This window comes from Amycolatopsis nalaikhensis, assembly GCF_030264295.1.
GTDB classification, from domain to species: domain Bacteria; phylum Actinomycetota; class Actinomycetes; order Mycobacteriales; family Pseudonocardiaceae; genus Amycolatopsis; species Amycolatopsis nalaikhensis.
This window is the reverse complement of record NZ_CP127173.1, coordinates 3334546-3354577: the sequence shown is the minus strand read 5'-3', so window position 1 is coordinate 3354577 and position 20032 is coordinate 3334546. Positions and strand designations below refer to the sequence as shown.

General features: G+C 70.4%; 21 protein-coding genes and 2 pseudogenes. 12 read left to right on the top strand and 11 right to left on the bottom strand.

Features of this window, described 5'->3' with window-relative positions; translation table 11 throughout:
• Positions 1-2: 2 nt before the first annotated feature.
• Both QP939_RS16680 and QP939_RS16675 read right to left on the bottom strand, forming a co-directional pair.
• The gene (locus QP939_RS16680; protein ID WP_285457689.1) at positions 3-614 is read right to left on the bottom strand and encodes a DinB family protein; all 612 of its coding nucleotides are present in this window, start codon (positions 612-614) and stop codon (positions 3-5) included.
• 121 nt (positions 615-735) lie between these two features.
• Positions 736-1077 carry a cupin domain-containing protein gene (locus tag QP939_RS16675; protein WP_285457688.1) on the bottom strand — a complete coding sequence of 114 codons (342 nt, stop codon included), beginning with the start codon at positions 1075-1077 and terminating at the stop codon, positions 736-738.
• A 129-nt stretch (positions 1078-1206) separates the two neighbouring features.
• On the opposite strand from QP939_RS16675, the gene QP939_RS16670 reads away from it, so the two are divergent.
• Entirely contained in the window at positions 1207-1935 is a 729-nt protein-coding gene (locus QP939_RS16670; protein WP_285457687.1) for a VIT1/CCC1 transporter family protein, read from the top strand.
• On the opposite strand, the gene QP939_RS16665 is transcribed toward QP939_RS16670, so the two are convergent.
• A complete protein-coding gene (locus tag QP939_RS16665; protein ID WP_285457686.1) occupies positions 1932-3389 on the bottom strand; it encodes a peptide MFS transporter in 1458 nt (485 codons plus the stop codon). The two genes, QP939_RS16670 and QP939_RS16665, sit on opposite strands and share 4 nt — an antisense overlap.
• A gap of 190 nt (positions 3390-3579) precedes the next feature.
• On the opposite strand from QP939_RS16665, the gene nhaA reads away from it, so the two are divergent.
• The 3 genes from nhaA to QP939_RS16650 are packed head-to-tail and all read left to right on the top strand — an operon-like array spanning position 3580 to position 6239.
• Positions 3580-4770 (top strand): Na+/H+ antiporter NhaA, encoded by a 1191-nt coding sequence (nhaA, locus tag QP939_RS16660; protein ID WP_285457685.1) that lies wholly within the window; start codon positions 3580-3582, stop codon positions 4768-4770.
• 42 nt (positions 4771-4812) lie between these two features.
• Complete coding sequence (locus QP939_RS16655) at positions 4813-5307, top strand: phage holin family protein (RefSeq protein ID WP_285457684.1); 495 nt, start codon at positions 4813-4815, stop codon at positions 5305-5307.
• A gap of 5 nt (positions 5308-5312) precedes the next feature.
• A complete protein-coding gene (locus QP939_RS16650; protein ID WP_285457683.1) occupies positions 5313-6239 on the top strand; it encodes an alpha/beta fold hydrolase in 927 nt (308 codons plus the stop codon).
• A 209-nt stretch (positions 6240-6448) separates the two neighbouring features.
• Here the strand turns inward: QP939_RS16650 and QP939_RS16645 are convergent.
• Positions 6449-7315: pseudogene (locus QP939_RS16645) on the bottom strand (FAD-dependent monooxygenase); the annotation flags it as partial.
• Positions 7316-7425: 110 nt separating this feature from the next.
• Here QP939_RS16645 and QP939_RS16640 point away from each other — a divergent pair.
• Positions 7426-8313, top strand: a complete 888-nt coding sequence (locus QP939_RS16640) for a TetR/AcrR family transcriptional regulator (protein WP_285457682.1) — start codon at positions 7426-7428, stop codon at positions 8311-8313.
• Here QP939_RS16640 and QP939_RS16635 read toward each other — a convergent pair.
• From QP939_RS16635 to nth, 4 genes are read right to left on the bottom strand one after another with little or no spacing between them, the layout of a single operon-like run.
• Entirely contained in the window at positions 8310-9494 is a 1185-nt protein-coding gene (locus tag QP939_RS16635; protein ID WP_285457681.1) for a MarP family serine protease, read from the bottom strand. The two genes, QP939_RS16640 and QP939_RS16635, sit on opposite strands and share 4 nt — an antisense overlap.
• Positions 9495-9497: 3 nt before the next feature.
• On the bottom strand, positions 9498-10196 hold the full coding sequence (locus QP939_RS16630; protein ID WP_285457680.1) for an NUDIX hydrolase: 699 nt from the start codon (positions 10194-10196) through the stop codon (positions 9498-9500).
• The gene (locus QP939_RS16625) at positions 10193-10792 is read right to left on the bottom strand and encodes a TlpA family protein disulfide reductase (RefSeq protein WP_285457679.1); all 600 of its coding nucleotides are present in this window, start codon (positions 10790-10792) and stop codon (positions 10193-10195) included. Before QP939_RS16625 ends, QP939_RS16630 begins: the two co-directional genes overlap by 4 nt.
• Positions 10789-11472, bottom strand: coding sequence for an endonuclease III (gene nth / locus QP939_RS16620; protein WP_285457678.1), 684 nt, complete (start codon positions 11470-11472; stop codon positions 10789-10791). Before nth ends, QP939_RS16625 begins: the two co-directional genes overlap by 4 nt.
• Positions 11473-11697: 225 nt before the next feature.
• On the opposite strand from nth, the gene QP939_RS16615 reads away from it, so the two are divergent.
• The 4 genes from QP939_RS16615 to dnaN all read left to right on the top strand — a co-directional run bounded on the left by QP939_RS16615 (position 11698) and on the right by dnaN (position 15528).
• Positions 11698-11949 (top strand): hypothetical protein, encoded by a 252-nt coding sequence (locus QP939_RS16615; RefSeq protein ID WP_013230551.1) that lies wholly within the window; start codon positions 11698-11700, stop codon positions 11947-11949.
• 149 nt (positions 11950-12098) lie between these two features.
• Positions 12099-12773: a Crp/Fnr family transcriptional regulator gene (locus QP939_RS16610; protein ID WP_003081747.1), complete on the top strand. Its 675-nt coding sequence runs from the start codon at positions 12099-12101 to the stop codon at positions 12771-12773.
• A gap of 410 nt (positions 12774-13183) precedes the next feature.
• Complete coding sequence (locus QP939_RS16605; protein ID WP_414641641.1) at positions 13184-14434, top strand: MFS transporter; 1251 nt, start codon at positions 13184-13186, stop codon at positions 14432-14434.
• A 32-nt stretch (positions 14435-14466) separates the two neighbouring features.
• On the top strand, positions 14467-15528 hold the full coding sequence (dnaN, locus tag QP939_RS16600; protein ID WP_285457677.1) for a DNA polymerase III subunit beta: 1062 nt from the start codon (positions 14467-14469) through the stop codon (positions 15526-15528).
• A 266-nt stretch (positions 15529-15794) separates the two neighbouring features.
• On the opposite strand, the gene QP939_RS16595 is transcribed toward dnaN, so the two are convergent.
• Together QP939_RS16595 and QP939_RS16590 are read right to left on the bottom strand one after the other, a co-directional pair.
• Positions 15795-16154 carry a hypothetical protein gene (locus tag QP939_RS16595; protein WP_285457676.1) on the bottom strand — a complete coding sequence of 120 codons (360 nt, stop codon included), beginning with the start codon at positions 16152-16154 and terminating at the stop codon, positions 15795-15797.
• Positions 16151-16636: an SRPBCC family protein gene (locus QP939_RS16590; RefSeq protein ID WP_285457675.1), complete on the bottom strand. Its 486-nt coding sequence runs from the start codon at positions 16634-16636 to the stop codon at positions 16151-16153. The genes QP939_RS16595 and QP939_RS16590 overlap by 4 nt, the downstream gene beginning before the upstream one ends.
• A gap of 74 nt (positions 16637-16710) precedes the next feature.
• On the opposite strand from QP939_RS16590, the gene QP939_RS16585 reads away from it, so the two are divergent.
• Together QP939_RS16585 and QP939_RS16580 are read left to right on the top strand one after the other, a co-directional pair.
• A complete protein-coding gene (locus tag QP939_RS16585; protein ID WP_285457674.1) occupies positions 16711-17406 on the top strand; it encodes a TetR family transcriptional regulator in 696 nt (231 codons plus the stop codon).
• Positions 17407-17745: 339 nt separating this feature from the next.
• Positions 17746-18070, top strand: a pseudogene (locus QP939_RS16580) (transposase family protein); the annotation flags it as partial.
• A gap of 114 nt (positions 18071-18184) precedes the next feature.
• On the opposite strand, the gene QP939_RS16575 reads toward QP939_RS16580, so the two are convergent.
• Positions 18185-19195, bottom strand: a complete 1011-nt coding sequence (locus QP939_RS16575) for an AraC family transcriptional regulator (RefSeq protein WP_285457673.1) — start codon at positions 19193-19195, stop codon at positions 18185-18187.
• On the opposite strand from QP939_RS16575, the gene QP939_RS16570 reads away from it, so the two are divergent.
• Positions 19194-19925, top strand: a complete 732-nt coding sequence (locus QP939_RS16570; RefSeq protein ID WP_285457672.1) for an SDR family oxidoreductase — start codon at positions 19194-19196, stop codon at positions 19923-19925. The two genes, QP939_RS16575 and QP939_RS16570, sit on opposite strands and share 2 nt — an antisense overlap.
• Positions 19926-20032 lie beyond the last annotated feature (107 nt).

The window sequence follows — 20032 nt, the reverse complement described above, 5'->3', positions numbered from 1 at the left end:
CTTCACCGCTGGGAAACGCCCGGGTCCGCACTGGCGGGGCCGGGCGTTTCCGCTTTCCGCGCCACCCGCTCGATTTCCGCCCGCCGGTCGATCGCGGCTTGACGGGCGGACGCGGTCATCTCGACGGAGCCGTCCAGCTGTTCGCGCAGGATGTCGGCGTGCCCGGCGTGCCGGCTGGTCTCCGTGAGCACGTGAACCAGGATGTTGAACAGCATGACGTCCGGCCGCGGCCACCACGGCACGTGACCGGGCGCGTCGACGGCGAGCGCGTCGATGGTCGCGTCGGAGTGCGCCCAGGCGCGCCGGTAGCGGCCGATGATCTCCTCGCGCGTCTCGTGCTCGGTCGCCCACATGTCGGTACCGCGCAGCGAGAGGTCGTCCCACCGCGGACCCGGCTCGGGCGACGGCCTGCCGAAGACCTCACCGAAGTACCGGGCCTCCGTGACGGACAGGTGCTTGACCAGGCCGAGCAGGTTGGTCCCGGTCGCGGTCAGCGGCCGCCGGACGTCGTACTCGGACAACCCGTCGAGCTTCCCGAGCAGCGCCTCGCGGATCTCCCGGAGGTCGCTGTGGAGGTACGCCTTCGCGAATTCATCGATCACGAAGACGAGCATGCCCGAATTCGGGCGATCGGCGGGCGCGCTGAAGGGGACGTTCATCGCATCTGATGCGGTGAAGGGGACTTTCCTGCCGTGTGATGAGAGCAACGGACCCTTCAGCCTGCCCGGCCCGAGCTCAGGCGATCGGCGGGCGGCCGGGCAACGGCGACTTGAACTCGACCCACATCGAGTCCGTCAGCGCCTCCACGTGGTGCGCCACGCCCCGCGGGTGCAGCACCGAGTCCCCCGGCTCCAGGTCCGCCTCGACGCCGTCCACGGCACCGCGCAGCTTGCCCGACAGGACGTACACGATCGAGTCGTGGTCGTGCGCGTGCGTCGGCGAAGCCACCCCCGCCGGGTAGTGGATCAGGTACGCCAAGCCGCTCGACGCGGTCTCCAGCAGCCGGAACCGGCCTTCGCCGCCGCGCAGCGGGAGACCCTCCACCGTGTTCAGCGGCTGCCACACCTGCTCGTCCATACCGCCCATGATGACGCAAAACCCTTCAGTCCACACAGGACCGGCTTAGGTTAGGCATGTGTTAATTAGGCCGACCTGACCGGAATACGCGCTCTCGCCACGATTCCGCTTCCGTGTTTCACTTGTCGGGTGACCGAAACCATCGACGACGACGCCGCGGGCCACGCCCACGAACCGCACCAGGGCCTCGGCGGGAAGCTGAACTGGCTGCGCGCGGGCGTTCTCGGGGCCAACGACGGCATCGTGTCCGTCGCCGGCATCGTCGTCGGCGTCGCCGGGGCCACCACCGAAAGCACCACGATCCTCACCGCCGGAATCGCCGGGCTCGTCGCCGGTGCCTTTTCCATGGCCGGTGGGGAATACGTCTCGGTCAGCACCCAGCGCGACACCGAACAGGCCTTGCTCCGGCTGGAAAAGCAGGAGCTGAAGACCATGCCGGAGGCCGAGGAACGCGAGCTGGCCGAGATCTACGAACAAAAGGGCCTTTCGCCCGAACTGGCCGGCCGCGTCGCCCGCGAACTGACCGAAAAGGACGCCCTGCAGGCGCACGCGGAAGCCGAGCTCGGCATCGACCCGGACAACCTGACCAGCCCGTGGCAGGCGGCGTGGGCGTCGTTGGTCGCGTTCTCGATCGGCGCCCTGCTGCCGATGCTCTCCATCGCCTGGGTCGGCGTCTCCCTGCGCGTGTGGGCGTGCGCCGCCGCGGTCGTCGTCGGCCTCACGCTGACCGGGTGGATCAGCGCGAGGCTCGGCGACGCGAAGGTGGGGCGCGCGATCCTGCGCAACGTCGGGGTCGGCGCTCTCACCATGCTCGTGACCTACTTCGTCGGGGTCATCTTCGGCGTCACCGTGGGCTAGTGGACGCCCTTCATCAGCTTGCGGATGAACGGGATGCCCAGGAACAGCAGGACGCCGATGCCGATGGCGACCAGGCCGACCGTGCTGAAGTACGGCGCTTCGTCGTCCACCGAGTAGTACTCGGCGAGCTTGCCGGACATCGCGGTGCCCAGCGAGATCGACAGGAAGTTCAGCGCCACCATCTGCGTCCGGAACGCCTCGGGGGCCAGCTTCGTCGACAGCGACAGCCCGACCGGTGACAGGCACAGCTCGGCGATCGTGAAGACGAACAGGATGCCGACCATCGCGAGCAACGGGCTCGCGTTCTTGCCACTGCCCACCATCGGCAGGAACAGCAGGAAGGCGGCGCCCATCAGCACCGTGCCGAGCACGAACTTCATCGGCGTCGACGGCTGGCGCTCGCCGAGCTTCGTCCACAGCGCCGCGAGGATCGGCGCGAACACGATGATGAACACCGGGTTGATCGAGTTGACCCAGGACACCGGCATCTCCCAGCCGAACAGGTCCCGGTTCAGCCGCTGGTCGGTGTAGGCCGCGACGACGGTGAACTGCTGCTGGTAGAGCGAGAAGAACGCGGCGCTGGCGATGAACATCGGGATGAACGAGAACACCCGGCTGCGCTCGACGCCGGTGATCTTGCGGCTGGTCAGGATGACGAGGAAGTAGACCACCGAGATCACGCCGACCACCCACACGACGACGTCGGCGAGGTTGCCGGGGTTCACGACGCCGGTCAGCACCAGCGCCACGATCGCGGCGACCAGCACGACGGCGGCCGCGACGGCCAGCAGCCGCTGCGACGACGGCAGCGGGTTCGGCACCTCCTTGGCCTTCTCGCCGAGGTTCTTGCGGCCCAGCGTGTACTGGATCAGGCCGAGCGCCATGCCGATCGCGGCGAGGCCGAAGCCGAGGTGGAAGCCGACCTCGGTCTGCGCGAGCCCGGTCAGCAGCGGGCCGACGAACGCGCCGAGGTTGACGCCCATGTAGAAGATCGTGAAGCCCGCGTCGCGCCGCTCGTCGCCCTCGGCGTAGAGCGTGCCGACGATCGCCGTCGCGTTGGACTTCAGCCCGCCGCTGCCGACCGCGACGCAGACCAGGCCGACGCCGATGCCGGCCAGGCCGGGCAGGAGCGCGAGGCTGATGTGGCCGATCATGATCAGCACGGCGCTGAAGAAGAGCGTCCGTTCCGAGCCGAGCAGCCGGTCCGCGACCCACGCGCCGATGACGGCCGAGAGGTACACGAGGCCGCCGTACGCGCCGACGATGCCGAGCGCCGACTCCTGAGCCAGGCCCAGGCCGCCCTGCTCGACCTTGTAGTAGAGGTAGATCGGCAGGATGCCGAGCATCCCGTAGAAGGAGAAGCGCTCCCACATCTCGACGCCGAAGAGGTTCGCCAGTCCTCGTGGGTGCCCGAAGAACCTCGTGTCCTGCTGGACCTCGGTAGAGGTGCTCACAACTCTGTCTTCCTTTGTCTCGGGACTTCGTTGTCGCTTGGCATGCTATGAGCACATCGTGTGAACCCACCACCGGTACCCCTTGTGGCGGCCGCCATAACGGTCCGTGACAAACGGGAGCTAAAATTTTGTCAAAGGTGCGCCGGGAAGCCTGGTCGGCAACAGTGATCAGCGACCCCGAGGAGCTGCCGTGTTCTCCCGCCCCCTGTCCGAGTTCGCCCGCTACCTGCGCACCGAGACGACCGGCGGGCTCATCCTCCTCGCCGCCACCGCCGTCGCCCTGATCTGGGCGAACTCGCCGCTGAGCGAAAGCTACGACGCCCTGCGCGACTTCCGGCTCGGCCCGGAGTTCCTGCACCTGAACCTGACGATCGGCGACTGGGCGAAGGACGGCCTCCTCGCCCTCTTCTTCTTCGTCGCCGGGCTCGAGCTCAAGCGCGAGCTGGTCATCGGTGAGCTGTCGCGGTTCAAGCAGGCCGTGCTGCCGGTCGTCGCCGCGGTCGGCGGCATGGTCGTGCCCGCCGTCGTCGCGCTGGGCGTCGGCTGGGGAACGCCGGGCATCGAACGCGCGTGGGCGATCCCGGTCGCCACGGACATCGCGTTCGCGCTCGGCGTGCTGGCCCTGACCGCGTCGAACCTGCCGTCCAGCGCGCGGCTCTTCCTGCTGTCGCTGGCCGTGGTCGACGACCTCGGCGCGATCATCGTCATCGCCGTCGTCTTCATGACGGGCTTCGACCTGGTCGCGGTTGGGGTCGCCGTCGCGGCCCTCGCGCTGTACGCGTTCCTGCAGCACAAGCGGGTCCGGACGCCGTGGCTGTACGTACCGCTCGCGCTGGTCACCTGGGTGGCGGTGCACTCGGCGGGCATCCACGCGACGATCGCGGGCGTCGCGCTCGGCCTGCTCACCCGCGTCCGCCCGGACGAGGGCGAGGCCGAAGCCCCGGCGCTGCGGCTCGAGCACCGGCTCCAGCCGTGGTCGGCCGCCGTCGCCGTGCCGCTGTTCGCGTTGTTCGCGGCCGGGATCTCGGTCGGCGGCGACGCGCTCGGCGCCGTGTTCACCACCGCGTTGCCGCTGGCGGTGCTCGCCGGGTTGCTGGTCGGGAAGTTCGTCGGGATCTTCGGCGCCAGCCTGCTCGCCGTGAAGCTGCGCATCGCCGAGAAACCGCGCGGGATGGGGTGGCGCGACTTGGGCGCGTTGTCCGTGCTCGGCGGAGTCGGGTTCACGGTCAGCCTGCTGATCGCGGAGCTGGCGTTGCCGGGTGACGCGAGTGAGCTGGCGAAGGCGGCGGTGCTGATCGCGTCGGCGACGGCGTCCCTGCTGGCGGCGGCGTTGCTACTCCGCCGTAGCAAGGTGCACGCTCAAATCTCCGACACACTGTGACGCCGTCGCGCCCGGTTTCCGGACACATGGCACGATGACCCGGTGAGCAGCCCCAAACACGAACGCACCGGCCCCGACGGCGTGGGGGCCGTGCCTTACCTCCCGCTGTCCTCCGACACCGACGTCCACGGCGACCAGTCGATCGGCAGGCTCGTCGGCGACGCGACCCAGCACATCTCGACCCTGGTCAGGGCCGAGATGGAGCTCGCGAAGTCCGAGCTGGTCGGCGAGGTGAAGAAGGGCCTCAAGGGGGCCGTCTACTTCCTGATCGCGCTGACCGTCTTCCTGTACAGCACGTTCTTCCTGTTCTTCTTCGCCGCCGAGGGGCTGGCCCAGTGGCTGCGCTACCGGTGGATCGCGTTCGGCATCGTGTTCGTCCTGATGCTGCTCGTCGCGGGCGTGGCCGGGCTGCTCGGCTACCGCAAGGTGAAGAAGTTCCGGGCGCCGGAGCGCACCATCGCCAGCGTCAAGGAGACCGCCGCCGCGCTCAAGCCGCAGAAGACGGCCGACGCCGACCTGGCCACCACCCGCGACTGAGTTCGTTGCCCGCGTCCCCCGACCCGTCGACCGTCCGGCTCGACGGCCCGTGGGTCCACCGCGACGTCTCCGCGAACGGCATCCGGCTGCACGTCGCCGAGCTCGGCGAGGGGCCCGTCGTGGTGCTGCTGCACGGGTTCGCCGAGTTCTGGTGGACCTGGCACCACCAGCTGCGCGCCCTCGCCGAAGCCGGGTTCCGCGCGGTCGCCGTCGACCTGCGCGGCTACGGCGACTCGGACAAACCGCCGCGCGGCTACGACGCGTGGACGCTGGCCGGTGACGTCGGCGGGCTGATCAAGTCGCTCGGGGCCCGGCGCGCGCACCTCGCCGGGCACGCGTGGGGCGGCATGCTCGCCTGGACGGTCGCTTCGCTGCACCCCCGGCTGGTGTCCTCGGTGACGGCGATCGGCGCGGCCCACCCGCTCGCGCTGCGGTCGGGCGCGGCCCGCCCGTGGCGCGGCCAGGGCCGCGCGGCCGGGCACCTCTTCCGCTTCCAGGTGCCGATGGCGCCGGAGAAGTGGCTGGTGAAGGACGACGCCCAAGCCGTCGAAGACCTCTTCGGCGGCTGGGCGGGCGGGGCCTGGCGGTCCACTTCGGACTTCTCCGAGAGCCTCGCCGTGTTCCGCCGGGCCGTGCTCGTACCCGGCGTCGCGCACAGCGCCCTCGAGTACTACCGCTGGGCGTTCCGCGCCCAGTTCCGCGGCGAAGGCCGCCGGTTCACCGACGCCGTCGGCGGCCGGATCGCGGCGCCGACGCTGCAGCTGCACGGCGCCGAAGACACCTGCGTCCTGCCCGAGACGGCGTCGGCGTCGGTGCGCTGGGCGGGCCCGCACGCCGAGCCGGAGATCTGGCCGGGCGTCGGGCACTTCCCCCACCTGGAGGTCCCGGACCGCACGTCGGCGGCACTGGTGGACTTCCTCAATCGAGGCTGATCGCGAACTTCGCCCGCTCCAACGACTCTTCCGACGCCGGGCCGCCGGGGTTTTCGGTGGCCAGCGCCTGGTTGAGCTCGACGAAGGGCCGCATGCGCGTCTCGTAAGCCGCGAAGGCCTCTTCGTGCTCCGCGCGGCCGAGCTTCCTGAGCCAGGACGTACGCGCCCACCAACGCCAGGCTCGTCCCCTGCCCGGACAACGGCGAGGCGCAGTAACCGGCGTCGCCGACCAACGCGATCCGGCCGGTCGTCCAGCGGTCCATCCGGATCTGCGCCATGGCGTCGAAGTAGAACACCTCCGCCTCGGCCATCGCGTCGAGGAGCTTCGGCACCTCCCAGCCGACCCCGGCGAGCCGCTCGGCGACCAGCTTCTTCTGCTCCGGGACCGACAGCCGCGGCAACGGCTCCGAGCCGAAGCCGAGCGTCACGCGCAGCTCCGCGTTGTCCCGCACCGGATAAGCGACACCGCCGGTTTCCTCGTGCTGGAACCAGACCTGCCAGTCCGCGAGGCCGAGGAAGTTGGCCGTGGGGAAGATCGCGAGGTACTGGCCGAGGTGGCGGAGGTAGTCCTCCGCCGGCCCGAAGGCCAGCCGCCGGACGGCCGAGTGCAGCCCGTCCGCCCCGACGACCAGGTCGAACGTCCGGAACCCGCCGCGGGCGAACTCGACGCGCACGCCGTGCGGCTCCTCGGTCAGCGCGGTGATCGAGTCGTCGAAGACGTACTCGACGTCGGTGGCCTCGTGCAGGATCGCGACCAGGTCGTCGCGGAGTACCTCGAAGTCGGGGCTGTCGAGCCGGCCGCTGCTCAGGGCGAACTCCTCGGACCGGAACAGCTCGTGGCCGTCCCCGTCCACCATGGACATCCCGCGCATCCGGGTGCGCACCGCGCGCATCCGGTCGCCGAGGCCCATCCGGTCGACGACGTCGAGCGCGACCCCGCGCACGTCGATCGCCTGCCCGCCGCTGCGCGGGCCGGGCGCCCGGTCGACCACCGTCACGGCGAAGCCCGCGCGGGCCAGGTACCAGGCCAGGGTGCCGCCGGCGACACCGGCACCGGAGATCAGGACGTTTCGCATGGTTTCCTCCAGGGTCGTACGCTGATGTGCACCACACTGGAGTTCACACAGCTCAGACACCAACTCTGTACTAGTACAGATTGTCAGCTGTGCTAGGTCAGGGGGACAGCGTGAAGTACGTGGCCATCGCCGACGAGCTGCGCGGCCGGATCGCCCGTGGCGAGCTGCCGCCGGGCGCGCGCGTGCCCTCGACCCGGCGGCTCGCGACCGACCACGGCGTCGCCATGGCGACCGCGGCGAAGGCGCTGGCCCTGCTGAGCCAGGAAGGCCTCGTGCAGGCCGAGCCGCGGTCCGGCACGGTCGTCGCGGGCCGGGAGCGCCGCGCTTCCACCAGCCACCACGGCCTCACCCGCGAGCGGATCGTGCGCACCGCCATCGACGTCGCCGACGCGGAAGGCCTGGCCGCGTTGTCCATGCGCGGGGTCGCGGCCCGCCTCGGCGTCGCGGCCATGGCGCCCTACCGGTACGTCACCGGCAAGGACGAGCTGGTCATGCTGATGGCCGACGCGGCGTTCGGCGAACGCGGCTACCCGTCGACCCCGCGAGGCGACTGGCGGGAGCGGCTGACGCTCGGCGGCCGGACGCTCTGGTCGCTCTACAAGCGGCACCCCTGGCTCGCCCAGCTCGGCCCGCTCACCCGGCCGCTGGCCCTGCGCAACCTCGCCATGCACGGCGAGTGGGCCCTGGCGGCCCTGTCCGAACTGGACGTCGACGCGGCGACGCTGTGCGACCTGCACGTCCTGTTCTTCAGCTACGTCCAGGGCATCGCGATCCACCTCGAACGCGAGCAGAGCGCGCTGGCCTCGTCCGGGCTGTCCGAAGAGCAGTGGATCGACCGGCAGACCCCGGCGCTGGAGGCGATGACCGCGGGCCGTCCGGTGTTCGCGAAGATGCTCCGCGACCTCGGCGGCAACGGCTACGACCTCGTCCTCGACAACGTCTTCGAGTCGGGGATGCGGGCCCTGCTGGACGGCCTGGCGCTGCGGTACGGGCGTTAGGCGGCGCAGGACCCGGTGGACACGTTCGCCGACTGCGACGGTGCCGCGTCGACCTCGGCCCGCACCTGCTCGGCGGTGAGCGTGAAGCCGGTCTCCGGGTCCTCCACGGCCGCGCCGAACACGACGCCGATGACCTTGCCGTCCGGCGTCACCATCGGGCCACCCGAGTTACCGCTGCGGATCTCCGCGCGGACCGTGAAGACGTCCCGCTGCACGGTGTTCGCCTCGTAGATGTCCGGGCCGCGCAGGTTGATCCGGCCGCGCACGCGCGCCGGCGTCGCCCGGTACGGGCCGTCGAGGGGGTAGCCGAGCACGATCGCGCTGTCGCCCGCCCGCGCCGTCTCCGGCGCGAACTGCAGCGCCGGAGCCCGCAGCCGCGGCACGGCCAGCACCGCGATGTCGACCTCCGGGTCGAAGTAGACGACCCGCGCCGGGTAGTCGCCCTGCGTCGTCTCGATGCCGACGGTGTCGGTGCCTGCCACGACGTGCGCGTTCGTCATCACCCGCTGCGGCGCGATCACGAACCCGCTGCCTTCCAGCGAGCGCGAACACGAGCTGGCACTGCCGCGGATCTTGACGACGCTGCCGTGCAGTTCCTGGACGGTCGCGCTGCTCTGCAGGGCGGGGTCCGGCGGTGACGTGTCGGCCGTCGGGGCCTTCTGGAACGGGTCCATGATGGACGGGAAGCCCGAGGCGTCGAGCAGCTTGCGCAGCTGGCTCGGGAAGCCCTGGGCGGCCTCCGGCATGGCGTCGTTGACCTTGCCGAGCACCACCGAGCCGTTGATCGCCTTGGCCAGCCCCGGCACGCCGGACACGGCCGTCAGCGGCGTCGCGATCAGCCACGCGACCACGAACACGACCAGCGCCTGCACGACCGCGCCGAGCGTCTTGTCGATGCCGGAGAGCTTGTCCGGGTTGATCTTCTGCCGCAGCTTGCGGCCCACGTAGACGCCGATCGCCTCACCCAGCGCGACCAGGAACACGACGGTCGCGAAGGCGAAGGCGACCTTCCACACCGGGTCGTCGAAGAACGAGACCACGACCGGCGCCAGCTTGATGCCGGCGACCGCGCCGAGCACGACGCCGACCAGCGAAGGCAGCGCGATGATCACGCCCTGGAACGCGCCGGACACCGCGGCCAGCACAGCCAGCAGCAGCACCAGCACATCGACCCAGTTCACGTGTCACTCCTCGCTGTTCAGCCGTGCCCGGTAGGCGGCCAGCGCCTCGTCGAGGTCCCGGACGTCGTCCGAGTCCCACTCGCGCTCCCAGCCTCCCAGGCCGAGCAGAACCGACAGCAACCCGGCCGTGAACCCCCAGACGAACAGGCCGTCGACCTCGAAGGCGGGGCCCTTCCACGGCGCGCCCGCCTTCTGGACCGTGAACCGGTTCGCCGGGTCGGCGAGGTCGGCGAGCGCCACGCGCGCCACCGAAGCCGTCTCCGCGGGGTCGACCGCGTGCACCGGCGACGGGGTGTCCCAGTGCGCGAGCACCGGCGTCACGGCGAACTTCGACACCGGGACGAACAGCTCGGGCAGCACCGCGACCGGCCGGACGCCGGACGGGACGACCCCGGTCTCCTCCTCGGCCTCGCGCAGCGCGGTGCCGATCGGGCCGCCGTCGCCGTCTTCGGCCCCGCCGCCGGGGAAGGCGACCTGGCCGGCGTGCGAGCCCAGCGTGTCGGCGCGGCGCTGCAGGAGGACGTCGGGCTCGCCGTCGGACTCGCGCTCGCCGAAGAGGATCAGGACCGCGGCGGCCCGCGTGTAGGCGTCCTCGGGCGGGCTGAACCGGGTGAACGTGCGCGAATCGACCTCGGCGCTCACCTTGACCAGCGGCCGGAGCCACTCGGGCACCGACTCCGGCTCGACCAGTGGTCCGATCACGATGCTCCCTCGACTGCCGCGCGCACCTGGTCAGTGTTCCCGAAGACCCGGGGATTCGCGATGAACCGGATCTCACCCGCGGCGGTGACCAGGTAGGACGCCGGGAGCGACGAAGGCACCTTGAGCGCCGTCCGGACGGGCCCGCTCTGCCCGCCGCCGTCGTACACCGACGGCAGGTGCACGCCCAGCTGGGCGAGGAGGTTCAACCCGTCCTCCGCCGGGCTCTGCACCTGGACGCCGAGCACGCGCACGGCACCCGGCTGCTTCGCGTACTCCTGGAGCACGGGCAGCTCGGTCCGGCACGGCTCGCACCACGACGCCCACACGTTGACCAGCACCGGAGCCCCGGCGAGGGCCTTGCCGACGTCGACGCGCGCGCCGTCGCCGAGGCAGTCCGCCGTGACGCCTTCGAGCTGCTTCACCGGCGGCGCGGAGCCGGGCGCCGGACACGGCTGGAGCGCCGCCGCGGACCGGGCCGGAGCCAAGTCCTCCGACGGCTTCGCGGCCGTGTCGTCACCCCCGCGCGGGAGCAGCGCGACGATCAGCGCCACCGCCAGCACGGCGGCGGCCAGCGCCCACTTGGTGACGCTCGTCACCGGGGCGCCGCCAGCGCCAGGATGTGCTCCTTCTCCGCGCCCTTGACGAGCTTCGCGGCTTCCTCGAACCCGGTCGGGCCGGTGCCGAACGACGGGCAGTCCTTGGCCAGCGGGCAGGCGCCGCAGGCGGGCTTCTTCGCGTGGCAGACGCGCCGGCCGTGGAAGATCACCCGGTGCGAGAGCATCGTCCACTCCTTGCGGGGGATCAGCTCGCCGACCGCGAACTCGACCTTGACCGGGTCTTCTTCGGCGGTCCAGCCCCAGCGGCGGACCAGCCGCCCGAAGTGGGTGTCGACGGTGATGCCGGGGACGTCGAAGGCGTTGCCGAGCACGACGTTGGCCGTCTTGCGGCCGACACCGGGCAGGGTGACCAGGTCTTCGAGCTTGGCCGGCACCTCGCCGCCGAAGCGCTCGACCAGCGCCGCGCCCAGGCCCATGACGGAGTTCGCCTTGGCCCGGTAGAAGCCGGTGCTGCGGAGGTACTCCTCCAGCTCGGTGCGGTCGGCGCCCGCGTAGTCGGCGGCGGTCCGGTAGCGCTTGAACAGCGCGGGCGTGACGAGGTTCACCCGGACGTCGGTGGTCTGCGCGGACAGCACGACCGCGACCAGCAGTTCCAGCGGAGTGGTGAAGTCGAGCTCGCAGTGGGCGTCGGGATACACGTCGTCCAAGCAACGCTTCATCCGCCTGGCGCGTCTCACCAGAGCTAACCGGCTTTCACCAGCGCCCTCACGGGGGGCGTTCGTGGTGGCAGGTGGCACCCCGATAGCCTACGGGCGCCGTCGGACGAGCCGGTGGGTGCACCGGTGGACGTCACGACACGCCAGAGCGGACTCGGCGCAGTTCACGGCCGCCATGAGCGAGGATCTGGAGTAGATGCTTTTCATCGAGTGTTTCGGGGTCCGGTCATGACTGTCTGGTTCGTCATCCTGGTCCCCCTGGTGATCATGTTCTTCGCGCTGTTCATGGAGCGCGTCGAAAGCCGGCTCAAGCACGTCGCGGTGCAGGAGAACGAGGTCGAAGAGTTCCTCGAGCAGGCGCAACCCAACGAAGTCAGGGCGCTCTACGGGCACGGCATCGGCCGCGCGCTGGAGCTGTTCCGGCTGCGTAGGCTGGGCGGACGGGCAGCCAGGCTACGCGCGCGACGCGTGCGGAGTTAGGCTCCACGTTCGAACGAGATCGTTTCGACGGCGCGCGCGTCCGACGGGCGATCTCGGGAGTACGCCCTAGACTGACGCGCAAGTGATCGGCGTCACGCTCCTCCAGGCACGGGGGAGCGTGCACGTTTCTCGACGAGGAGGCACCCGAGGTGGACGAAACCCTGGCCCGTGCGGGCATTTTCCAGGGTGTGGAGCCGGCAGCGGCGGAGGCGCTGGCCCAGACCTTGGAATCCGTGGAGTTCCCCCGCGGCCATGTCATCTTCAACGAGGGCGAACCCGGCGACAAGCTGTACATCATCCAGTCCGGCAAGGTGAAGATCGGCCGCAAGTCCCCGGACGGCCGCGAGAACCTGCTGGGCATCTTCGGCCCGTCCGACATGTTCGGCGAGCTGTCCATCTTCGACCCCGGCCCCCGGACGTCGAGCGCGACCACGGTCACCGAGGTCCGCGCGGTCACCATGGACCGCCCGGCCCTGCGCCAGTGGATCTCGACCCGCCCGGAGATCGCCGAGCAGCTGCTGCGCGTGGTCGCGCGCCGCCTGCGCCGGACGAACAACATGGTCGCGGAACTGATCTTCACCGACGTCCCGGGCCGCGTGGCGCGGGCGCTGCTGCAGCTCGCGCAGCGCTTCGGCAGCCAGGAGGCGGGCCTGCTGCGGGTCACGCACGACCTGACGCAGGAAGAGATCGCCCAGTACGTCGGGGCGTCGCGCGAGACCGTCAACAAGGCGCTCGCCGACTTCGCCCACCGCGGCTGGCTGCGGCTCGAGGGCAAGAGCGTGCTGATCCTGGACCCGGAGCGCCTGGCCCGCCGCGCTCGCTGAGTTCTTTTACGTCGAAGGCCCCCTCACCCGGGTGAGGGGGCCTTCCGCGTTGGTGACCCAAAACAAAGAGCCGGGCGCCACCCCCGACGTGGCGCACCGGCTCTTCGTTTGTCGCGCGGACCATCCCCCGACGATCCGCGCTCCCCGCCCTCCGGACCAGGCCCCGACCCATATGCCGGAGGGAGCTGGGTTGTGTGCTGTTGTTCAACCATCACGGCCCATACCCACGAATTCAAGGCCATTCACTCTCAAGGACGCCGTGCGGGCGGTTTCGTTGCACGACTTCACGGAGAATATCGTGACTGTTACCGGATCGAGACATCGCATGATCCACTTCCCAGTCTGCCCGTGACGCACCTGACCGTCAAATAACTGGTACCGACGTACCACTCTGCGGCATACTGGTACGCGTGTCCCACTCCGAAGGTCGTACGACTCTGGCCGACTACCGCGGCGCTCTGACGACCCGCGCCGCCCGGCGGCCCGCCGTGGCGTCCGTGCTCGCCCGCCTGCCGATCGCGATGATCGGCATCTCGGCCCTGCTCTACGTCCAGCGCGAGACCGGTTCGTTCGCCGCCGCCGGGCTCGTCTCGGCGGGTTCACTCGTCGGGGTGTCGGTGGGCGCGGTGATCCAGGGCAGGCTGATCGACCGGTTCGGGCCGACACGCCCGCTGCTGGTCGTCGCCTTGCTGTCGGCGCTGTCGATGGCCGCCTTGGTCACGGCCATCGAGTCGCACGCGGCGACGGCGGTCCTGGTCGCCTTCGGCGCGGCCACCGGCCTGTCGGAACCGATGGTCGGCTCGGCGTCGCGGGCGTTGTGGACGCGGCTGCTGCCCCCGGGCGGCGCGCGGAACGCGGCGTTCTCGTACGAGGCCATCAGCATGGAGGTCTTCTTCATCCTCGGCCCCGGCGTGGCCGGGCTGCTGGTGATGGCGCCGTGGGCGGGGACCGGCCTGGTGCTGGGCGTCGCGCTGCAGTTCACCGGCGCGGTGCTGTTCGCGCTGAGCCCGGCGGTCCGGGCGTGGGGCCCGTCCACCGGCCCGCGCGGGACGCTGCTGGGCGCGCTGGCGAGCCCGGGCATGCGAACGCTGGCGCTGGCCGCGCTCGGCTTCGGCATGGTGATCGGGTTCGTCGAGGTCGCGGTGCCGGCGTCGGCGACCGCCGCGGGCGAGCCGTCGGTCGGCGGGCTGCTGCTGTCGGCGTGGTCGCTGAGCTCGGTGGCGTTCGGCGTGGCGTACAGCCTGCGGCCGTGGCCGCGTCGGCTGGGCCTGCGCCTGCCGGCGTTGCTCGGCGGGTTCGGGGCGCTGGTGGCGCTGCTGGCGTGGCCGTCTTCGCTGTGGGGGCTGGCACTGATGATGCTGCTGGCGGGCGCGTTGATCACCCCGCAGTCGACGGCCCACTCGGCGGCGATCGAGGTGGTGGCCCCTGCGGGGACGGCCGCGGAGGCGTTCGGCTGGGTGCTGACGGCGGTGACGCTGGGGCTGGCCGCGGGCCAGTCGGTCAGCGGGTACATCGTGGAGCACGCGGGCCCGGGCGCGGCGTTCCTGGCGGCGAGCGTCGCCGGGCTGGTGCTGGCGCTGGCGGTGTGGCTGCTGCGCGGAACGGTCCGCGTCCCCACGACGGCGACGGTCGAGGAGCCCGAGCTGGTCGGCGCGCGCTGATTTTTGTCGGTGGTGCCCGCTAGCTTGCGGGCATGGACGTCACCGCGCCTGCCCACCGCCTGTCGGCGGCTGTTTCGACCGCGTCACGCTTGCTACCCGCCCGCACGGGGCTGAGGCTGCGGGCGGACGCGGCGGGCTTGACGATCGCGGGCAGTGATTCGGACCTGGCGGTCCGCCTGACCTGCCCGGCGACGTCGCACACGGACGGCTCGGTCGTCGTCCCGGCGGCGCCGCTGGTCGAGACGCTCAAGGTCCTGGACGCGGAGCTGGTGCGCCTGGTGGTCGAGGGCAGCCGGTTGGCGTTGCGGCTGGACAACGCGCGGTTCGCGCTGCCACTCCTCCCGGAGACCTCCGCGGTCACGGATGCGTTGGCAAAGGTGTCCGAAGTGGACGGCGCGGCGTTCGCCTCGGCGTTGCGGATCGTCGCGGGAACGGCGGCGAAGGACGATCCGCTGCCGTTGTTCACGGGGGTCCGCGTGCAGTCCTCGGGCGCGGAACTGACGTTGACGGCCTCGGACCGCTACCGGATGGCGGTGGCCCGACTGCCGCTGCGCACCGCAGGTGACCTGGATGTGTTGGTGCCCGCGTCGTTGCTGACAGAGGCGGCGCGGGCGGCATCGGGCGTGGTGGGGTTGCACACGGGACCGGGCCGGTTCGGCGTGAGCTGGGCGGGAGGCCTGGTGGCGACGGCGGTGCTCGACGCGGGCTTCCTGTCGGAGGAGTCGATCCCGTCGGGCGCGGTGGACACGACGGTTTCCCTATCGGCGGACGCGTTGGCGGCGGCGGTCCGCCGGGTGGGCGTGTATGCGGAGGACCGCCGGGTGCTGACGCTGGAGGTCGGCGACGCACAGGTGAGGTTGGCGAGCGCGCGGCAGGACACGGGCGAGGCGGAGGAGACGCTGAAGGCCGACGTCAGTGGAGGGCGGACGTCGCCGTCGTTCCAGGCCCGGTACCTGCTCGACGCGCTGGGGGCGTTCGCCGGGGAGCGGGTGGTTTTGTCGATCCAGCCGGGCATGCGGGCGTGCGTGCTCCGGGCGGCGGAGGTTGGGGAGGTGGCGCTGACGTACTACCTGATGCCGATGCTGCCGAGGTAGCTCAGCCGATTCCGAGCAGTTCGGCGCCGAGCGGCCGAGGGCCCATTCCATGGTCGAGTTGCTCTTGCGCAGGAAGTCGATGGGCAGCTGGCCGAGGACGTAGAGTTCGGCTCGCCGATCGCCGCGTTCGAGGACGAGCCCGACCAGGTCGGCCACAAGTGGCTCGGGTCGTTCCCGAAGTGCGCTAACGATCGCGGCAGCGTGGATGAGGTCGTTGACGCGGGTGTGCCGCCGGACCAGCATTGCCCCGCGGATCAGGTCAACTGTCAGGCCCTCGGGGGCGACTCGCGCGTCGACAGATTCGCCATCGGCGCTCTCCAGGTGCGATTCCAGCCGTCCCACACGATCGTGCGGAGGGGGCTCAACGGGAAGCCGAGCCAGCGGAGCTGCCGGATAGCGGTGTGCGAGATGAACTCGGTTCGCGACACCCCAACGCGCGCTCGAGCAGCTGTCACGGCGGCCACAGCTCGTCGCCGATGGAGACCCAGTGCGATCGGCTCCGGGCCGCCTCGCGCTGCCGTGGTCAGCGTCCACTCGAGGCGGCTGAAGCGGACGCTATCCATCGTGAAGATCCACAGGTGCGTCAGCGCCGCGGCGAGCGCGAACAGTTGTGCGGGGACGTTCATCGGGGGCGCGTCAGCCGCCCGGGCGCGTCCGGGAGCAGCGCGCCGGTCTCGTCGAGTTCGGCGAGCAGGGCGGGGACGCCGGTGGTGAGCATCTTGGTCCGGACGGCGCCGAGCAGCTTGGCCATCGCGAATCCGCCGATGCCGGTGAATCCAGCGTGGTGATAGGTGAAGCGGGTTCCGTCGGCTGTGGGCTCCAGCCGGTAGCGGACGTGGCTGGGTGTCTCGCCCTCCGCGCCGATCCAGGTGTAGTGCAGCAGTTCCCGCTCGCGGACCTCCAGCACCTCGCAGTCGACGATGCCCCGCCAGCCGGGCATCGGCTTGGCGACGAACCGGAACTTGGTCCCGACCACCGGCTCGAACCCCTCGGCGCGGGCGCCTTTCCCGGTCGAGGTCCAGTACGGGATCAGGTCGGGGTCGGTCATAGCCTGCCAGACCTTCACGGGCGAGTGCGGGTAGTCGCGAACGATGTGGATCTCGGACATTGCCGGCTCCTAACTTCAGTTACTGTAAAATTACAGTAGCAGAATCTTTCTTGTGGCTGAAGTAGGATGCCGGCGTGACGACAACGGGGACCGGCCGGCCGGCCGCCGAGGGGTTGCGGGAGCGCAAGAAGCGGGCGATGCGCCGGCAGCTGTCCGACACGGCCGCGCGGATGTTCCTCGAACGCGGCTTCGACGCCGTCCGGGTAGCCGACGTCGGCGAAGCGTGTGGCGTGTCCGAGAAAACCGTCTTCAACTACTTCCCGAGCAAGGAAGCGCTGCTCCTGGACCGGCTCGAGGCCACGGCCGACGCGTTGCGCACCCAGCTGCCGAACCCGGCGCTGACCCCGGTCAGCGCGATGCTGACGATCCTGGACCACGAACTGGACGGCCTCGCCACGGCTCTCGCCGCCGACGCCGACGCCGACCGCGCGCTGGAGCGGTACCGGAAGTTCGGCGACCTGATCCGGAACACCCCGGCTCTGCGGGCATATCAGAGTGCCATCGCCGACCGGTTCGTCGACATCGCCGCCGAAGCGCTCGCCACCAGGACCGGGCTGCGCCCCGACGACCCTGAACCCCAGATCGCCGCGGCGACGCTCCTCGGCATGTGGCGGGTCCAGTTCCGCGCCCTCCGGACCCACGTGCACCCCGGCCGCCCCCTGCCGGACGCGATCGACGCCGTGAGCCGGGAGGTCCGCCGTGCCGCCCGCCTGGCCGAAGCAGGACTGGCCACATTCCCGACACACGCGAACCACGCTGACCACGACTGACCTGCCACTGGCCTCGAACGCCGCACCATATGCCGCCGTTCCCTCGGTGCGGACCGGGTCTGGAGCGCTGGCATCGCCGCTCGGCCCGTTTGTCGGATACGGCCATGCGGTGCGGAGCAGCGGCGACCAGCACCGCAGAGGCAAGGGGTTGTGTCGCTGGGCTTGCCCGGGCAGCCGAGGTCCTTCCCTCACCTGCTCACCGGTCTCGTTGCGGTATATGGCACGCCATACCGCGAATTTCGATGCGCGCTCGCTCTGCTGGGCTTCCTCCGGCTTTGCGAGTTGACGCGCCTCCGCCGCTACAGCCATACAGGTCATCGCAGATCCAGCGGGACGGTTGACCTCACCGCGGCCCGCACTCACGGCATCATCGACGCCCTGATCAGCCAAGAGAATATGACGTTCGCGGACGAGGCATCCCAAGGCGTCGGCGGCAGTATTCGGACCCGTACGAACGTCATGGCCACCGCCCGAAACTCTCCGCCTGGCAGAAGTAGGTCAACCGCGCCCATGCCCGGATCCGGGCCGTCGGCGAAAGCGCCAACGCCACCCTCAAACTTGGAGAGTCCTGACCAAGCTGCGCCGCAGCCCGCACCGAGCCACCCCGATCGTGCAAGCCATCCTCGTTCTCCATCACGTCGAGAATTCGATCCACCAAGGATGAAAGGCTCGTTGTCCGCCAGAGGAAACCGACCGAGGCGGACTCGGCGGCTCCGCCGGCGCCAACGCAGTGGCTGGCACTACGTGCTTGGTCGCCTTCGGCCAGACCGGAATCCGGCTACGCCCGTGCCGTCCGATCGCCGGAGGCGTCACGGTACTGCTTGGGCGAGGAGCCGACCACTCGCCGGAAGGCCGTGCTGAAAGCGCTCTCGGACTCGTAACCGGCGGCGACGGCGAGTTCTGAGATCGAGCAGGTGTTGCGGCGCAGTGCGTCGCGGGCCAGGGCCATACGCCACTGAATCAGGTACTCCCCAGGTGGGATGCCGACCTGTTCCTTGAAGGCGGCGGCGAACGCCGAGCGGGACATGCGGGCGATGCCGGCCAGTTCCTGCAGGCTCCAGCGGTGTGAGACGTCAGCGTGCAGGGCGCGCAGGGCCGCGCCGACGCCGTCGTCAGACAGGGCCCTCAGCCAGCCGACGGGATGGTCGGTCTGGTCGGCGTGCGCGCGCAACACGTGCACGAAGAGAATCTGCACGAGGTGGTCCAGCACCAGCACGCTGCCGACAGTGCGGTTCTTCGCCTCGGCGCTGAGCAACTGGGCTACCTGGGCGAGCTGCCCGTTGCGCCGATCGCCGGCCTTGACGTGCACGAGCCGTGGAAGCACGTCGATCAGCATCGCGGCGTTGGCCTCGTCGAACCAGAACCGCCCACCACACAGGCCGGAGTCCGCAGCCCCCTCGGCGCCGATGCGCACCTGACCCTTCGCCGCACTTTCCCACAGGACCTGCGCCGGTAGCGGTTCGACGGTGAGAGAGCTGGCCAGCCGGTACGCCGGAGAGTTGACCAGCAGAAACAGGTCACCCTCGCACAGTCGCACCGGTTCGCTGCCGTCCTCGAACACCAGCCAGCACTCACCCTGATCAACGCCTCCGATCGTCACGTACTCAAACGCCTCGAACCGAAGCGCCCACGGCCCGGCCGCCCTGAAGTCCGGATAGACCTCCGTGCGGGGACGCAGCAGGCCGAGGGCACCGGCGATCGGGTCGCTGGACCACTGCGGCACCCGACTGTTGGACGATACGTAAGAAATACTGGACTGCACGCCGGGTGCGTCCACCATCGTTCTCATGACCACGCATCAGACCGCGCTCGTCACGGGCGCCAACAAGGGCATCGGCTTCGAGACCGCCCGCCGGCTCGCCCAGCAGGGATTCACCGTCTGGCTCGGATGCCGTGACCACAGCCGAGGCGAAGCAGCGGCGAAGGAACTGGCCGACGACGGTGACGTCCGCTTCATCCGCCTCGACGTGACCGATACCGCCAGCATTCAGGCCGCCCAGGAGCACATCGCCGAGCAGAGCGGCGCCTTGGACGTCCTGATCAACAACGCCGGCATCGCCCTCGGAGATCAGGAGGGCCCGCCCAGCACCGTGGGATCCGAGACGATCAAGAAGACGCTGGACGTCAACTTCTACGGCACGCTGCACGTCACCCAGGCATTCCTGCCGCTCGTACGCAAGGCTGACGCCGGGCGCATCGTGAACCTCAGCAGCTCGATGGGCTCGCTCACCCTGCTCACCGCCCCCGAGCAGCCGCTGGCACCGTTCGGCATGGCCTACGCCTACGCCACGTCCAAGACCCTCGTAAACACCCTCACCGGCTGGTTCGCCACCGAGCTGAAAGACACACCAGTGAAGGTGAACTCGGTGTGCCCGGGGTTCAACGCCACCGACCTCAACGGCAACACGGGAACACAACACCCGGCCGAGGGCGCGAAGGTCGTCGTACACGCCGCCACGCTGCCCGCGGACGGCCCCAGCGGCAGCTTCTTCGACGCCGCCGGCCCGGTGCGCTGGTGACCTCAAGGTCGCGCGGCGCCCGCACATCCTGCCGGCGGAGTCAGCCCTGAACCTCCAAGACCCGGGAGGGTCGCGCGGTGGCGGTATCCCGTGCTGGCCGTGGACGC

Coding starts and splice junctions, on each gene's coding strand:
- QP939_RS16575 (WP_285457673.1), bottom strand. CDS start 19,195: ATGAGAACGATGGTGGACGCACCCGGCGTGCAGTCCAGTATTTCTTAC.
- QP939_RS16590 (WP_285457675.1), bottom strand. CDS start 16,636: ATGTCCGAGATCCACATCGTTCGCGACTACCCGCACTCGCCCGTGAAG.
- nth (WP_285457678.1), bottom strand. CDS start 11,472: ATGAAGCGTTGCTTGGACGACGTGTATCCCGACGCCCACTGCGAGCTC.
- QP939_RS16675 (WP_285457688.1), bottom strand. CDS start 1,077: ATGGACGAGCAGGTGTGGCAGCCGCTGAACACGGTGGAGGGTCTCCCG.
- QP939_RS16595 (WP_285457676.1), bottom strand. CDS start 16,154: ATGAACGTCCCCGCACAACTGTTCGCGCTCGCCGCGGCGCTGACGCAC.
- QP939_RS16680 (WP_285457689.1), bottom strand. CDS start 614: ATGCTCGTCTTCGTGATCGATGAATTCGCGAAGGCGTACCTCCACAGC.
- QP939_RS16615 (WP_013230551.1), top strand. CDS start 11,698: ATGACTGTCTGGTTCGTCATCCTGGTCCCCCTGGTGATCATGTTCTTC.
- QP939_RS16570 (WP_285457672.1), top strand. CDS start 19,194: ATGACCACGCATCAGACCGCGCTCGTCACGGGCGCCAACAAGGGCATC.
- dnaN (WP_285457677.1), top strand. CDS start 14,467: ATGGACGTCACCGCGCCTGCCCACCGCCTGTCGGCGGCTGTTTCGACC.